This window comes from Listeria farberi (assembly GCF_014229245.1).
GTDB lineage: Bacteria > Bacillota > Bacilli > Lactobacillales > Listeriaceae > Listeria > Listeria farberi.
Map to the genome: position 1 here is coordinate 35,006 of NZ_JAARZJ010000006.1, position 14,624 is coordinate 49,629.

Genomic DNA, 14,624 nt, shown 5'->3' on the forward strand with positions numbered 1-14,624 from the left:
CATGAGTGGAAGCGCAAAGAAGAATCTTTTTAATATAGCTATTGTACTGGCGATTAGTATTGGCTTCATTATTTGGCAATTTCAAGGCGTAGATATTTCCACTTTCTTTGCTTCGATGTTAAAAGTTAATCCGTGGTGGCTTTTGGCAGCATTTCTGGCTATGTTTATTTATTGGTTTTTAGAAGCAGTAGTTTTACAAACCGCTTCCAAACCTGCAAATAAAGAACAGCGCTTTTTTTCTTCTTTTCGAATTACAATGATTGGTCAATTTTTTAATACAATTACTCCAATGGCAACAGGTGGGCAACCAGCACAGCTTGTAATGCTAACAAAACAAGGAATGGATGCAGGTCGAGGAAGTTCGGTTTTACTCGTGAAATTTATTATTTATCAAGCGATGGTTGTACTTAATTTTTTAGTTATTTTGATTTTTGGTATCCATTACTTGATGACAGGGGTAACACAACTTAAATTTCTTGTTTTACTTGGTTTTGGTGTTCATGTTGTAGTTATTGCAGCTTTGATTTTAGTCGGCAGAAGTCAAAAATTTACTACAAAATTAGTGCATGGACTCTTACTTCCGACTAGATTATTTATGAAAAAAGAAAGAGTTGCGAATTTAAAAAACACATTAGATGAAAAAATTATTACTTTCCATGAAGAAAGCAGCAGGATTGGGAAAGATTGGAAATTAATTGTGCGCTGTTGTTTTTACACGACACTACAATTATGGATTTATTTCTCTATACCTTTCTTTATTTTAGAGGCAATCGACGTGAATGGGATTGGACTTTATATGGCGATTACTTATCATGCTTTTATTATTATGTTTGCTACTGTTATGCCAACTCCTGGAGGCGCAGGTGGTGCGGAATATACATTTACATTGTTGTTTGGTATGTTACTTGGTCCGGCAAAATTATTGATGGCGCTAGTTTTATGGCGAATTATCACCTATTATAGTTGTATTATTTTTGGCGCGGGAGCCTTGCTAATTAAAGACACCGCCTCTAAAAAGATTAAACCGCATATAGAAGCGCTAGCAAAAGCACCAGTAAAAAATGTTTCGCAATAATGAAAAGCTTGGAACGAATTGTTCCCGGCTTTTTTTGATGAAAGAATCTTGCAAAGTAAAACAATTTAATGGATAATGAGTAAGTATTACATGCTTCAGGAAAGAAGGGTACATTTGTGACGAATAAATTGATTATACAAGGTGGCAAAAAATTAGCCGGAACTTTGCAAGTAGATGGTGCAAAAAATAGCGCAGTTGCCTTGATTCCAGCTGCAATTTTAGCGGAGTCTGAAGTAGTTTTAGAAGGTTTACCAGATATTTCGGATGTTCATACACTTTATGATATTTTAGAAGAACTTGGCGGTAGTGTCCGTTATGATAATAAAACAGCAGTTATTGATCCAGCAAATATGATTTCTATGCCACTTCCAACAGGAAATGTGAAGAAACTACGCGCATCTTATTACTTAATGGGTGCTATGCTAGGGCGATTTAAAAAAGCAGTTATTGGGCTTCCGGGTGGTTGTTATTTAGGTCCGCGTCCAATTGATCAGCACATTAAAGGGTTTGAAGCACTAGGCGCAAAAGTAACGAACGAACAAGGTGCAATTTATTTGCGCGCTGACGAACTAAAAGGTGCGCGGATTTATTTAGATGTTGTAAGTGTTGGAGCGACAATTAACATCATGCTAGCAGCCGTTCGTGCAAAAGGTAAAACAATTATCGAAAATGCAGCAAAAGAACCAGAAATTATTGATGTTGCAACCCTTCTTTCAAATATGGGAGCAATTATTAAAGGTGCTGGGACAGACACTATTCGAATCACTGGTGTCGATCACCTTCATGGCTGTCACCATACAATTATACCTGACCGAATTGAAGCGGGAACTTTTATGGTGCTTGCTGCAGCGTCTGGAAAAGGTGTGCGAATTGAAAATGTCATCCCCACCCATTTAGAAGGAATCATCGCCAAAATGACAGAAATGGGAGTTCCGATGGAGATTGAAGAAGATGCAATTTTTGTTGGCGAAGTAGAAAAAATCAAAAAAGTAGATATTAAAACATATGCGTATCCAGGGTTTCCTACCGACTTACAACAACCATTAACAGCTCTTTTAACCCGTGCGGAAGGTAGTAGTGTTGTTACTGACACGATTTATCCGAGCCGATTTAAGCATATAGCTGAAATAGAGCGAATGGGCGGGAAATTCAAGTTAGAAGGTAGATCTGCTGTTATAAGTGGACCTGTAAAACTTCAAGGTTCTAAAGTTACAGCAACTGATTTACGAGCTGGAGCTGCTCTAGTTATTGCAGGGCTTCTAGCAGAAGGAAAAACAGAAATTCACGGTGTTGAACATATCGAACGTGGTTATAGTAAAATTATCGAAAAGCTTTCTGCAATTGGCGCCGATATTACTCGTATTAGTGCAGTAGAAACTAAATTATAAAAAGAGGCTGAGCGGAATCAGTTCGTTTCAGCCTGCCTCGATTTCACCTCTTTTCCCATTTATTCCTAAAAACCTATAAAAAATTATTAACTCAAAAAGGTGGTACACATATGGCAAAATTGTCCATTGCATACTTAGAAAGTTTAACAATAAAAGATATTTACGCTTTGGCAAAAGAGCATAAAATCGCTTATTATAGCAAACTAACGAAAAGAGAACTTATTTTTGCTTTGCTAAAATCAAATGCAGAAAAAGAAGGTTTCTTTTTTATGGAAGGCGTTTTAGAAATTATTCCAAATGAAGGTTTTGGTTTTTTACGTCCAATTAATTATTCTTCTAGTTCGGAAGATATTTATATTTCGGCCTCTCAAATTAGACGTTTTGAGTTAAGGACAGGGGATAAAGTATCAGGGAAAGTGCGTCCTCCGAAAGAAAATGAACGTTACTTTGGCTTACTACACGTGGAAGCGGTCAATGGGGAAAATCCGGAAGTAGCCAAAGAAAGAGTACATTTTCCTGGTCTAACACCACTTTATCCAGATCGTCAAATTCATTTGGAAACTGGAAAAATGCCAATTTCGACGCGCACAATTGATTTAATTTCGCCAATCGGTTTTGGGCAACGTGGGCTGATTGTAGCGCCGCCAAAAGCAGGTAAAACAGTGTTACTCAAAGAAATTGCAAATGCGATTACGACTAATCATCCAGAGTCTGAATTAATTGTCTTATTAATTGATGAACGCCCAGAAGAAGTAACAGATATTGAACGTTCGGTAAAAGCAGATGTTGTCAGTTCCACTTTTGACGCAGTACCGGAAAATCATATTAAAGTAGCTGAACTAGTTCTTGAGCGAGCTATGCGTCTAGTAGAACAAAAACGGGATGTAGTTATTTTGATGGATAGTATCACACGTTTAGCTAGAGCTTATAATTTGGTTATTCCTCCAAGTGGTCGTACACTTTCTGGTGGTATTGATCCAGCTGCTTTTCATCGTCCTAAACGTTTCTTTGGCGCAGCACGCAATATTGAAGAAGGCGGAAGTTTGACCATCCTTGCAACAGCACTAGTTGATACCGGTTCACGAATGGACGATGTTATTTACGAGGAATTCAAAGGTACTGGTAACATGGAGTTACATCTTGATCGCCAGCTTGCTGAGCGCCGCGTATTTCCAGCAATTGACATGCGCCGTTCTGGTACAAGAAAAGAAGAACTGCTATTGTCTAAAGAACGCCTAGAACAACTTTGGAAAATTCGTAAGGCTATGCCAAAACAAAGCGACGGACTAGATATTTCAGAACGCTTTGTGCGCTATTTGAAGAAAACAGAGAATAATGAAGCTTTTTATGAGCTTTTACAAGAGGAAATGTTTAAAAAATAAACCAAATATCTTACTGAGAAAGAAGTTATTTTATGAGTAAAATAAGACAATTGTTAAATAAAATTCCATGGTATACGGACCAGATACATAGTATTTTGATGTATTTAATTATGGGCGGTTTTGCAACAGTTATTAATATCGTGACATTTTGGTTATGTACGTATATCTTGAACTGGGATTATCGTATTGCAAACACAATCGCTTTTATCGCATCTGTACTTTTTGCCTACTTTTCTAATAAAAAATTTGTTTTTGAAAGTTATACGCCAACTTGGAAAGATCGTCTTCGTGAAGCGAGTTCGTTTTTTGGTTTTCGTTGTTTAACTTATATAATAGATATTTTAGTCATGATTCTGTTAATCAGTTATTTATCTGTAGACGAATTATGGGCGAAAATTTGGACCAATATTATTGTGCTTGTACTGAACTACGTGTTTAGCAAATGGATAATCTTTAAAGTGCAAAAATAATCTTGCTTGTTTGCTTCAACATTGTTATAATATTTATACTGTGTGTAAAAGCACTTAATTACTCTGTTTCAGATGATTCAGGGCGAAGGAGTTGAAAAGAAATGAAAACTGGAATTCATCCTGAGTACCGTCCAGTGGTATTTGTTGATACTAGTACTGATTTCAAATTTTTGTCAGGTTCTACTAAGAGCTCAAGCGAAACAATTAAATGGGAAGATGGCAACGAGTATCCATTACTTCGTGTCGAAATCTCTTCTGATTCGCACCCGTTCTATACTGGTAAACAAAAACATGCGACTGCAGACGGCCGTGTGGACCGCTTCAACAAAAAATACGGTCTCAAATAAGACTGTATGTAACGAACGAAATAATTTGCACACTCGGCTTTTGCCGGGTGTGTTTTTTTTATAGAACTATTTCCTGAAACTACTAAAAATAAAAACTTTCCTTTCAAGGGTTTACTTTTCCCTGTGAAGTTGCGTATAATATCACTAATTACTTTTTTTATGAGTAGGTATTAAAAAAGTTAAATTTTCTGTTTTGTTAAACAATAATAAGGAGGTTTTCAAGTGGAAGCAAAGTTACAAGTAGGCGTGTTAGGATTTGGAACGGTAGGTAGCGGTGTTATTCATATTTTAGAAGAGCATCAAGAAAAAATTAGTCAAGTAACTGGCTACCGTATTTCGGTAAAAAAAGTGCTAGTTCGTGACTTAGAAAAAAATCGCCGTTATGAAACAAAAGGTTTTGAACTAACCACCAATCCGTCTGATGTACTGGATGATCCAGAAATTGCTGTTGTTGTCGAGGTTATGGGCAGCATCACAACTGCGCGGGAATACATTTTGCAGGCCTTGAAAGCTGGAAAGCATGTAGTAACTGCGAATAAGGATTTGATTGCGTTACATGGCGACGAATTAGTGGCAGTTGCACAAGCGAATAATTGTGATTTGTTTTATGAAGCAAGTGTTGCAGGTGGGATTCCGATTTTACGTACAATCGTCAACAGCCTAGCAGCAGATAAAATTCAAAAAGTAATGGGAATCGTCAACGGGACGACCAATTTTATGCTTACAAAAATGACGACAGAGAAAAAGTCATATGAAGAAGTTTTAGCAGAAGCTCAAGCATTGGGTTTTGCCGAGTCCGATCCGACAAACGATGTGGACGGCATTGATGCAGCGAGAAAAATGGTTATTATGACAAGACTCGCATTTGGTATGAATGTGAATTTAGATAATGTAGAAACAAATGGTATTCGCGGGATTTCGCCTGAAGATATCGAAGTAGCGTATCAATTAGGTTATAAAATTAAGCTAGTAGGTACTGCCGAAGAAACAAATGGCACTGTTAATGTTAATGTTGGACCAGTGTTATTACCAAAAGCACATCCGCTTGCTGGCGTTAACTATGAGAATAATGCCGTATTTGTAACTGGGGCAGCAGTCGGAGAAACAATGTTTTACGGACCTGGTGCTGGCGAACTGCCAACAGCGACAAGTGTGGTTAGTGATCTAATTACTGTTGCCAAAAATAGCCGCCTCGGTACTAACGGCAATGCTTTTAACAGTTACAAACACGAAACAAAACATACACCGAAAGAACAAGTTTTCTCCAAATACTATCTTCGTCTAACAATGGACGATAAAACAGGAACCTTCCTTAAGCTGACACAGATTTTTGCAGAAGCTGGTGTTGGTTTTGATAAAATTTTACAACAACCGTATGATGATTTTACGGCGACAGTTGTTATCGTGACACACTCAACAAGCCAAGCGCAATTAGAACAAGCAATATCTAGGGTCAAAAATGAGCCAGAAATGCAAATGCTCGCAAAATATTCCGTTGTGGAGGGTTAAATATGTATAAAGGTTTACTAGAAAAATATAAAGAATATCTGCCAGTAACTGATAAAACGCCAATGATTTCACTTGCGGAAGGAAATACACCACTTATTCCTTTACCAAATTTGTCCAAAGAACTAGGTGTTACTTTATACGGAAAATATGAAGGTTTAAATCCAACAGGTTCTTTTAAAGATCGTGGGATGGTTATGGCTGTTGCTAAAGCGAAAGAAGAAGGTGCCGAGGCAGTTATTTGTGCATCAACAGGGAATACTTCCGCAGCCGCAGCCGCATACGCAACACGCGCGGGATTAAAAGCCTATATTGTTATTCCAGAAGGAAAAGTTGCTTTAGGAAAATTAGCGCAAGCAGTTATGTACGGCGCAGACATTATCTCGATTCAAGGTAATTTTGATGAAGCGTTAAAATCTGTTCGTGAACTAGCTGAAACTGAAGCAGTGACATTAGTAAACTCCGTAAATCCATATCGTATAGAAGGGCAAAAAACAGCAGCCTTTGAAATTTGTGAACAATTAGGTTCAGCGCCAGATGTTCTTGCAATTCCTGTCGGTAATGCGGGAAATATTTCTGCATATTGGAAAGGTTTTAAAGAGTGGAACGAGGCTAAGGCTTCTGGACTTCCGCGGATGCATGGCTTTGAAGCAGAAGGTGCTGCGGCGATAGTTCAAGGAAAACCAATTGATAACCCGGAAACGATTGCCACAGCTATTCGTATTGGAAACCCAGCTAGTTGGGGACTTGCAGAAGCAGCTCGCGATGAATCTGGTGGTTATATTCATTCTGTAACAGATGACGAAATCGTTAATGCTTATAAAAAAATCGCAGCACAAGATGGTGTTTTCATCGAGCCAGGTTCTGCTGCATCATTAGCTGGTGTCATCCAACATGTAGCAAATGGAACAATTAAAAAAGGTGAAACTGTTGTTTGTGTCTTTACTGGAAACGGATTAAAAGATCCGGATACTGCGATGAGTGTGCATGAAATTCCGATTTCCCATGTGGATGATATCGAAGCAATGCGTATACATTTACGTTCAGGAGTGAAAGCTTAATGCGTATCCGTGTCCCGGCAACAACGGCCAATCTCGGTCCCGGTTTTGATTCGTGTGGCTTAGCGTTAACGTTGTATTTAACACTTGATATTGGAGCGGAGGCTGATGCTTGGTATATCGAACATAATATTGGCGGTGGAATTCCGCACGATGAAACGAATGTGATTATCGAAACTGCCTTAAACCTAGCGCCTAATTTAATACCGCACCATTTAGTGATGACCTGCGATATACCGCCAGCCCGTGGACTCGGTAGTAGTTCTGCAGCGGTTGTTGCGGGGATTGAATTAGCCAATACACTTGCTGAACTTAACCTTTCAAAAGAGGAAAAAGTTCGTATAGCTGCTGAAATAGAAGGCCATCCAGATAATGTTGCGCCTGCTGTTCTAGGAAACTGGGTCGTAGGAGCAAAATTAGATGGAGAAGATTTCTATGTGCGTCACCTTTTTCCGGATTGTGCTTTAATTGCTTTTATTCCAAAGGCAGAACTTCTCACTTCGGAAAGTCGCGGTGTTTTGCCTGATACGCTTCCATTCAAAGAAGCCGTTCAAGCTAGTAGTATTGCCAATGTTATGATTGCTGCGATTTTGCGCAATGATATGACACTGGCTGGAGAAATGATGGAACGCGATTTATGGCATGAAAAATATCGCAGTCAATTAGTGCCACATTTAACACAAATTCGCGATGTTGCTAAAAGTGAAGGAGCCTATGCTGCTTGTTTGAGCGGTGCGGGTCCAACTGTCTTAGTGTTCGCTCCTCGAAACCTCGCTAACACACTGCAAACATCTTTACAAACACTGGAAATCGATGCGGACGTTCTTCTTCTTGATGTCGAAGGAAGCGGCGCGGAAGTTTTTCGTTAAAAAAAGCTATGCCCATATGCGGCATAGCTTTTTTTAACTATATGTCCCAATTTGTCCTGCTCTATGATAAAATAGGAAAAGAGTTTATAAAGTTAAAGGGAGCGGTCTTAATGGCACAATTATTTTTCCGTTATGGTTCCATGAATAGTGGGAAAACCATTGAAATTCTTAAAGTCGCACATAATTATGAAGAACAAAATAAAACAGTGGTGATTTTTACTTCAGGTATTGATGATAGAGACCAAGTTGGCTTCATTTCAAGTCGAATTGGACTGAAACGAGAAGCAACTCCTATTTTTAGTGATACAAATATTTTTGAAATCGTAGCGAATATTAACCCGAAACCAAATTGTGTTCTTTTAGATGAATCACAGTTTCTAGAAAAAGAACATGTATTTCAGTTAGCAAAGATTGTGGATGATTTGAATATCCCGGTCATTGCTTATGGTTTAAAAAATGATTTTCGAAATGAGTTATTCGAAGGCTCTAAGTACTTACTGCTATACGCAGACAAACTAGAAGAAATGAAAACAATTTGCTGGTTTTGTGCCAAAAAGGCGACGATGGTTCTACGCGTGGATGATAAAGGAAAACCAGTTTATACAGGTGAACAAATTATGATTGGTGGAAATGACCACTATTACCCGGTGTGTCGCAAATGTCATGCCAATCCTCCAATAAAATAAATTAAAGAGGTGTTGAAATTCAATGTACGATCGATTACAAGCGGTGGAAGACCGTTACGATGAACTAAATGAACTACTAAGCGATCCTGATGTAGTGTCTGATCCAAAGCGACTGCGCGATCTTTCTAAAGAACAGTCAGGAATTACAGCGACAGTCGAAACATACCGTGAATACAAAAACGTGAATGAACAAATTGACGAAACAAGGGAACTTCTAGGAGAAAAACTAGATGATGAAATGCGCGAAATGGCTAAAGAAGAATTCGCGGAACTTCAAAAAGAAAAAACAGAACTGGAAGAACGCTTAAAACTATTACTCGTTCCAAAAGATCCTAATGATGACAAAAACGTTATTTTAGAAATTCGCGGGGCAGCAGGTGGTGACGAAGCTGCTTTATTTGCAGGTGACTTATTCCGTATGTACAGTAAATATGCGGAATCACGTGGTTGGAAAGTAGAAATAATGGATGCGAACCCAACTGGTATTGGCGGCTACAAAGAAATTATTGCGATGGTGAACGGAAATGACGCCTTTTCTAGAATGAAATATGAAAATGGCGCGCACCGGGTTCAACGTGTACCAGAAACAGAATCAGGCGGCCGAATTCATACGTCGACCGCGACGGTAGCTATTTTGCCAGAAGCGGAAGAAGTGGAGATTGAACTGCACGATAAAGATATCCGTACAGATACATTTGCATCTACTGGTGCAGGCGGACAAAGTGTCAATACAACGATGTCAGCTGTACGTTTAACGCATATTCCAACTGGGATTGTCGTTTCGATGCAAGATGAACGTTCTCAGTTGAAAAATAAAGACAAAGCGATGAAAGTATTGCGCGCGCGTGTATATGATAAATTTGAGCGTGAGGCTCGCGAAGAATATGATGCCAATCGTAAATCAGCTGTAGGAACAGGTGACCGCTCCGAACGTATCCGGACATACAACTATCCGCAAAATCGCGTAACCGACCACCGTATCGGCTTAACCATTCAAAAATTAGATCAAATCATGGAAGGCAAACTTGATGAAATCATTGACGCGCTCATCCTAGAAGATCAAACAAGTAAATTGGAGCATTTAAATGACGCAAATTAGTCAATTGTTAAATAATGCCGAGGCCATCCTTCTTGAAAAAGGTTTGGATCAAAATGCGGCAGAAATTTTACTAGAAACCAGAATGGGGCTTTCGCGTTCTGAACTTTGGATGGAAATAAGTCGTGAGCTTGAACCGAATCATGAAAAGCAATTTGAGGAAGACTTTGCAAGATACTTAGCTGGTGAGCCGGTTCAGTATATTTTAAAAACAGCACCTTTTTATGGCTATGATTTTTTAGTGACAGAAGATGTCCTTATTCCGCGCCCTGAAACAGAAGAGTTAGTCGCTTGTGCGGAGGATTTTTTGAAAAAACATCCAGTTAAAAACGTGCTAGATGTGTGCACCGGAAGCGGGATTATAGCGATTGCGCTCAAAAAAGCATTTCCTGAGATTTCGGTGACGGCTTCTGATATTTCCGCTCCAGCACTTGTCGTGGCCAAAAAGAATGCATTGTTATTAAATGCGGATGTGCGTTTTGTAGAAACAGATTTACTTGATTCATTTAAAGAAAACGAAGAACGATTCGATATGATTGTTGCCAATCCTCCATATATTTCTGAAACAGAAAAAGCAGAAATGTCGGATTATGTACTTAAAAACGAACCTTCATTAGCGTTGTTTGCTGAAAATGATGGACTTGCTATTTATGAACGATTTGTGGATAACTTAAAATATGTCCTAAATTCCTCTTTTTGGGTAGGTGTAGAGATAGGTTATACACAAGGTGAACGGGTAAAACAATTATTTGAAAAAAGTTATCCACAATCCGATATTATTATCCACAAAGATATCAATTCAAAAGATCGCTATGTAACATGTTCAAATATATTGGTATAAAGGCGTTTCTGTAAAAGGAGCGTCTTTTTTATTTCAAAGTTATCCACAAAATTGTGGATAAAATGTTGTGCAAAAAAATTTTTTAATCAAATTTTAATAAAAAGAATGGCTTTTTTACTTAGCTTTACGAATTATCCACATTTCACAAGAAGTTATCCCCATTGACAAAGTTATTATCCACAGTTTGGGGATAACTTTTGTTAAAAAAGAGCGATTTCCAGATTTTAAAAAACAATACTGTAAAAATAAGACAGAAACCGTTAAAATATAATAGAAGTTATGTAAAGGGGACCGGAATTCATGCAAACCATTCATTGGAACATAAACAAGCAACAATCAAACCAAGCTATCTTTCAGGAAGCAGCCAAATTACTCCAAAGTGGTGAATGCGTGGCTTTTCCAACTGAAACAGTGTACGGTCTTGGCGCAGACGCGACCAACCAAGCAGCCATTCAAAAAATATACAGAGCGAAAGGCCGTCCATCAGATAACCCACTAATTGTCCACATCGCACGTCGCGAACAAATGGATCAATTTATTGCAAGTTATCCTCCGAAAGCCATCCAACTCATGGAAAAATTTTGGCCGGGTCCGCTAACGGTTATTCTTCCATTGAAAAAAGATAGTTTGGCAGCTAATGTTTCTGCTGGTTTATCCACAGTCGGTGTACGTATGCCGGAACATCCTGTTAGTCTAGCGTTGATAGATGCAGCGAATATTCCAGTTGCGGCTCCAAGCGCGAATCGTTCAGGAAAACCAAGTCCGACGACGGCGAGTCATGTAATAGAAGATTTAGATGGAAAAATTGCCGGAATTATTGACGGCGGCGCAACGGGTGTAGGTCTAGAATCCACCGTTATTGATTGTTCATTAGACAGTCCAATTATTCTGCGCCCAGGCGGTGTTACAAAAGAACAAATCGAACAAATAATTGGTCCTGTAGATATATCAACAAATACCACGAAAGAAATGGAAAAACCAAAAGCACCTGGCATGAAATACACGCACTATGCACCGAAAGCGCCAGTTTATCTAGTAGAAGGATCTAGTCAGTTTTGGCAAAATGAAATAAATAAAGCAGAAGCTGCTCAAAAAAAACTTGGTATTTTGGCAACGAAAGAACTGATAAATCAACTAAATACGAATGCAATCATCGAAACAACAGGAAGTATAAAAGCATTGGACGAAATAGCTACCAGTCTTTACAAAGGTTTACGGGCTTTCGACCATGCTGATGTAGATGTGATTTTTGCGGAAGTATATCCAGAAACGGAACTTGGAGCAGCGATTATGAACCGATTAGAAAAAGCTGCTGGTAATAGGAGGATTCGTGAATGAAGGTATTATTTGTTTGTACAGGAAATACGTGCCGAAGCCCTTTAGCTGAAAAAATCTTGCAGAACTTGCGCCCGGATTTAGATGTTCGTTCGGCTGGGACGCGCGCCTTGGACGGGGATGCTATGTCTGAAAATTCGCGTCAGATTCTCGCGCAAATGAATTTACCAGCAACACACCAAGCTAAAAAAGTCATACAAGCAGATATGGATTGGGCAGACCAAATCTACGTGATGACTAAAAATCATCAAGCTGAACTAAAAACACTTTTTCCGAAAGCAAGCGATAAAATTCAACTAATTTCCGAAGATGAAATAGATATTCCAGACCCTTACGGTGGAACAATTGAGCAATACGAAATTACCTATTACGAACTAAAAAGTGCAATTTCCGAACGTTTTCTATAAGTGAAGCGCTTCACTATCGGGAATTGCGTTTTTTTATTCCAAAATGCTTGCTTTTCTACCCGATTTAAGTAATTATTAAAGATAATACATAACAGTTCACTTGAAAAATTTATCAGAAAAGGATGGGGTCCACAGATGGTCTATTTACAAAAGCAAGATAAAGAAGTTTTTGATGCAATTAAGTTAGAGCTTGGTAGACAACGCGCGAATATCGAATTAATCGCATCTGAGAATTTTGTTAGTGAGCAAGTAATGGAAGCAATGGGTTCTGTATTAACGAATAAATATGCAGAAGGTTACCCAGGCAAACGCTACTATGGCGGATGTGAATTCGTGGATATCGTGGAAGATTTAGCACGTGACCGTGCGAAAAAATTATTTGGTGCTGAATATGCGAATGTTCAACCACACTCAGGCGCTCAAGCTAATATGGCGGTTTATCATACCGTGCTTGAACCAGGCGATACTGTGCTTGGTATGAACCTTTCACATGGTGGTCATTTAACACATGGTAGTCCAGTTAATTTTAGCGGTGTTTTATACAATTTTGTTGAATACGGCGTTCGTGAAGATACGAAAGAGATTGATTATGATATCGTCCGTGAAGCTGCTTTAAAACATAAACCAAAAATGATTGTAGCAGGTGCAAGTGCTTATCCTCGTAAAATTGATTTTGCTAAATTCCGTGAAATTGCTGATGAAGTTGGCGCATACTTAATGGTAGATATGGCACATATTGCTGGACTTGTTGCTGCTGGGTTACACCAAAATCCGGTTCCTTATGCCGATTTTACAACAACAACTACCCATAAAACGCTTCGTGGACCTCGCGGCGGAATGATTTTAGCAAAAGCTGAATGGGAACAAAAATTAAATAAATCTATTTTCCCAGGAATTCAAGGTGGACCACTAATGCACGTAATCGCAGCGAAAGCAGTGGCATTTGGGGAAGCATTACAACCTGAATTTACTGCGTACTGTGAACAAATCATTCGTAACTCTAAAAAATTAGCAGAAACACTTCAAGCTAATGATGTTGCGGTTTTAACAGGTGGCTCGGATAATCATTTGCTATTAATTGATTTAAAACCACTTGGCTTAACAGGAAAAGCTGCTGAAAAAGTATTAGATGAGGTTGGTATTACCGTTAATAAAAATACCATTCCATTTGAAACAGAAAGCCCATTTGTAACAAGCGGTATCCGTGTAGGAGTTGCTGCAGTGACAACTCGTGGATTCGATGAAGTGGCAATTGAAAAAGTAGGCGTACTTATTGCAGAAGTACTGCATAACTTAGAAAATGAAGAAGTTCTCGCAGATGTGAAAGCTCGTGTAGCTACTTTAACAAATGAATATCCGCTTTATCCAAGTTTATAAAATAAGCGAACCGGTTTTTTCTTAATTTTAGAGAAATCCGGTTTTTTTCATGTATAGCAAATTAATCCTTGCACTTGTGTCTTGTTCTGATACAATAAGAGAAGGAAATTTTCAATATCAAAGGAGCGAACTAATCGATGGCAAACGTACACGTAATTAATCACCCTTTAGTACAACACAAATTAACAATTATTCGAGATAAAAATACGGGAACAAAAGCATTCCGCGAACTTGTAGATGAAGTCGCTACATTAATGGCGTACGAAATTACACGTGATATGGAACTTGAAGACATCCAAGTTGAAACACCACTACAAACAACAACTGCAAAAACACTTACCGGTAAAAAATTAGGTGTAGTGCCAATTTTAAGAGCTGGTCTTGGTATGCAAGATGGCATTTTAAAACTTATCCCTGCTGCTAAAGTAGGTCATGTAGGTCTTTACCGTGACCACGATACACTTGAGCCGGTAGAATATTTTGTAAAATTACCTTCTGATGTAGAAGAACGTCTCTTCATCGTTGTAGACCCAATGCTTGCAACTGGTGGATCAGCAATTATGGCTATCGATTGCTTGAAAAAACGCGGCGCTCGTAATATGAAATTCATGTGTCTAGTAGCAGCTCCTGAAGGCGTTAAAGCACTTCAAGATGCGCACCCTGATGTAGAAATCTATGTGGCTGGCTTAGATGAAAAGCTAGACGAAAATGGTTATATCCGTCCAGGCTTAGGAGATGCTGGCGATAGATTATTTGGAACTAAATAATTAATAATCTCCTCGGTTTA

The 14,624-nt window shown here is 38.7% G+C and carries 15 protein-coding genes; all 15 read left to right on the top strand.

Annotation, left to right across the window (positions count from 1 at the left end):
• Nucleotide 1 precedes the first annotated feature (1 nt).
• The 15 genes from HCB45_RS06595 to upp all read left to right on the top strand — a co-directional run bounded on the left by HCB45_RS06595 (nt 2) and on the right by upp (nt 14,604).
• Nucleotides 2-1,075, top strand: a complete 1,074-nt coding sequence (locus HCB45_RS06595) for a lysylphosphatidylglycerol synthase transmembrane domain-containing protein (protein ID WP_185319936.1) — start codon at nt 2-4, stop codon at nt 1,073-1,075.
• Nucleotides 1,076-1,191: 116 nt separating this feature from the next.
• A complete protein-coding gene (gene murA, locus HCB45_RS06600; RefSeq protein ID WP_185319935.1) occupies nt 1,192-2,463 on the top strand; it encodes a UDP-N-acetylglucosamine 1-carboxyvinyltransferase in 1,272 nt (423 codons plus the stop codon).
• A 110-nt stretch (nt 2,464-2,573) separates the two neighbouring features.
• Nucleotides 2,574-3,845 (top strand): transcription termination factor Rho, encoded by a 1,272-nt coding sequence (gene rho, locus HCB45_RS06605; RefSeq protein WP_185319934.1) that lies wholly within the window; start codon nt 2,574-2,576, stop codon nt 3,843-3,845.
• A 32-nt stretch (nt 3,846-3,877) separates the two neighbouring features.
• Nucleotides 3,878-4,315, top strand: a complete 438-nt coding sequence (gene gtcA / locus HCB45_RS06610) for a cell wall teichoic acid glycosylation protein GtcA (RefSeq protein ID WP_003772268.1) — start codon at nt 3,878-3,880, stop codon at nt 4,313-4,315.
• 101 nt (nt 4,316-4,416) lie between these two features.
• A complete protein-coding gene (locus tag HCB45_RS06615; protein WP_003726356.1) occupies nt 4,417-4,662 on the top strand; it encodes a type B 50S ribosomal protein L31 in 246 nt (81 codons plus the stop codon).
• Nucleotides 4,663-4,884: 222 nt separating this feature from the next.
• Nucleotides 4,885-6,171 (top strand): homoserine dehydrogenase, encoded by a 1,287-nt coding sequence (locus HCB45_RS06620; RefSeq protein WP_185319933.1) that lies wholly within the window; start codon nt 4,885-4,887, stop codon nt 6,169-6,171.
• A gap of 2 nt (nt 6,172-6,173) precedes the next feature.
• On the top strand, nt 6,174-7,229 hold the full coding sequence (thrC, locus tag HCB45_RS06625; RefSeq protein ID WP_185319932.1) for a threonine synthase: 1,056 nt from the start codon (nt 6,174-6,176) through the stop codon (nt 7,227-7,229).
• Nucleotides 7,229-8,095 carry a homoserine kinase gene (gene thrB / locus HCB45_RS06630; RefSeq protein WP_185619355.1) on the top strand — a complete coding sequence of 289 codons (867 nt, stop codon included), beginning with the start codon at nt 7,229-7,231 and terminating at the stop codon, nt 8,093-8,095. The genes thrC and thrB overlap by 1 nt, the downstream gene beginning before the upstream one ends.
• 110 nt (nt 8,096-8,205) lie before the next feature.
• Complete coding sequence (locus HCB45_RS06635; RefSeq protein ID WP_185619357.1) at nt 8,206-8,781, top strand: thymidine kinase; 576 nt, start codon at nt 8,206-8,208, stop codon at nt 8,779-8,781.
• Between the two features lie 22 nt (nt 8,782-8,803).
• Nucleotides 8,804-9,880 carry a peptide chain release factor 1 gene (prfA, locus tag HCB45_RS06640; protein ID WP_185608110.1) on the top strand — a complete coding sequence of 359 codons (1,077 nt, stop codon included), beginning with the start codon at nt 8,804-8,806 and terminating at the stop codon, nt 9,878-9,880.
• Complete coding sequence (gene prmC, locus HCB45_RS06645; RefSeq protein WP_185619358.1) at nt 9,867-10,718, top strand: peptide chain release factor N(5)-glutamine methyltransferase; 852 nt, start codon at nt 9,867-9,869, stop codon at nt 10,716-10,718. Before prfA ends, prmC begins: the two co-directional genes overlap by 14 nt.
• 300 nt (nt 10,719-11,018) lie before the next feature.
• Entirely contained in the window at nt 11,019-12,056 is a 1,038-nt protein-coding gene (locus HCB45_RS06650; protein ID WP_185619360.1) for an L-threonylcarbamoyladenylate synthase, read from the top strand.
• Complete coding sequence (locus HCB45_RS06655; protein ID WP_185608113.1) at nt 12,053-12,460, top strand: low molecular weight protein arginine phosphatase; 408 nt, start codon at nt 12,053-12,055, stop codon at nt 12,458-12,460. The genes HCB45_RS06650 and HCB45_RS06655 overlap by 4 nt, the downstream gene beginning before the upstream one ends.
• Nucleotides 12,461-12,595: 135 nt before the next feature.
• Entirely contained in the window at nt 12,596-13,837 is a 1,242-nt protein-coding gene (glyA, locus tag HCB45_RS06660) for a serine hydroxymethyltransferase (protein WP_185619362.1), read from the top strand.
• A 137-nt stretch (nt 13,838-13,974) separates the two neighbouring features.
• Nucleotides 13,975-14,604, top strand: coding sequence for a uracil phosphoribosyltransferase (gene upp, locus HCB45_RS06665; RefSeq protein ID WP_185319924.1), 630 nt, complete (start codon nt 13,975-13,977; stop codon nt 14,602-14,604).
• The last annotated feature ends 20 nt before the right edge of the window (nt 14,605-14,624 follow it).

What these genes read in the sequence shown, in the direction of transcription:
- HCB45_RS06595 (WP_185319936.1), top strand. Translation starts at nt 2, where the DNA reads ATGAGTGGAAGCGCAAAGAAGAATCTTTTTAATATAGCTATTGTACTG.
- rho (WP_185319934.1), top strand. Translation starts at nt 2,574, where the DNA reads ATGGCAAAATTGTCCATTGCATACTTAGAAAGTTTAACAATAAAAGAT.
- gtcA (WP_003772268.1), top strand. Translation starts at nt 3,878, where the DNA reads ATGAGTAAAATAAGACAATTGTTAAATAAAATTCCATGGTATACGGAC.
- HCB45_RS06615 (WP_003726356.1), top strand. Translation starts at nt 4,417, where the DNA reads ATGAAAACTGGAATTCATCCTGAGTACCGTCCAGTGGTATTTGTTGAT.
- thrC (WP_185319932.1), top strand. Translation starts at nt 6,174, where the DNA reads ATGTATAAAGGTTTACTAGAAAAATATAAAGAATATCTGCCAGTAACT.
- thrB (WP_185619355.1), top strand. Translation starts at nt 7,229, where the DNA reads ATGCGTATCCGTGTCCCGGCAACAACGGCCAATCTCGGTCCCGGTTTT.
- HCB45_RS06635 (WP_185619357.1), top strand. Translation starts at nt 8,206, where the DNA reads ATGGCACAATTATTTTTCCGTTATGGTTCCATGAATAGTGGGAAAACC.
- prfA (WP_185608110.1), top strand. Translation starts at nt 8,804, where the DNA reads ATGTACGATCGATTACAAGCGGTGGAAGACCGTTACGATGAACTAAAT.
- prmC (WP_185619358.1), top strand. Translation starts at nt 9,867, where the DNA reads ATGACGCAAATTAGTCAATTGTTAAATAATGCCGAGGCCATCCTTCTT.
- HCB45_RS06650 (WP_185619360.1), top strand. Translation starts at nt 11,019, where the DNA reads ATGCAAACCATTCATTGGAACATAAACAAGCAACAATCAAACCAAGCT.
- HCB45_RS06655 (WP_185608113.1), top strand. Translation starts at nt 12,053, where the DNA reads ATGAAGGTATTATTTGTTTGTACAGGAAATACGTGCCGAAGCCCTTTA.
- glyA (WP_185619362.1), top strand. Translation starts at nt 12,596, where the DNA reads ATGGTCTATTTACAAAAGCAAGATAAAGAAGTTTTTGATGCAATTAAG.
- upp (WP_185319924.1), top strand. Translation starts at nt 13,975, where the DNA reads ATGGCAAACGTACACGTAATTAATCACCCTTTAGTACAACACAAATTA.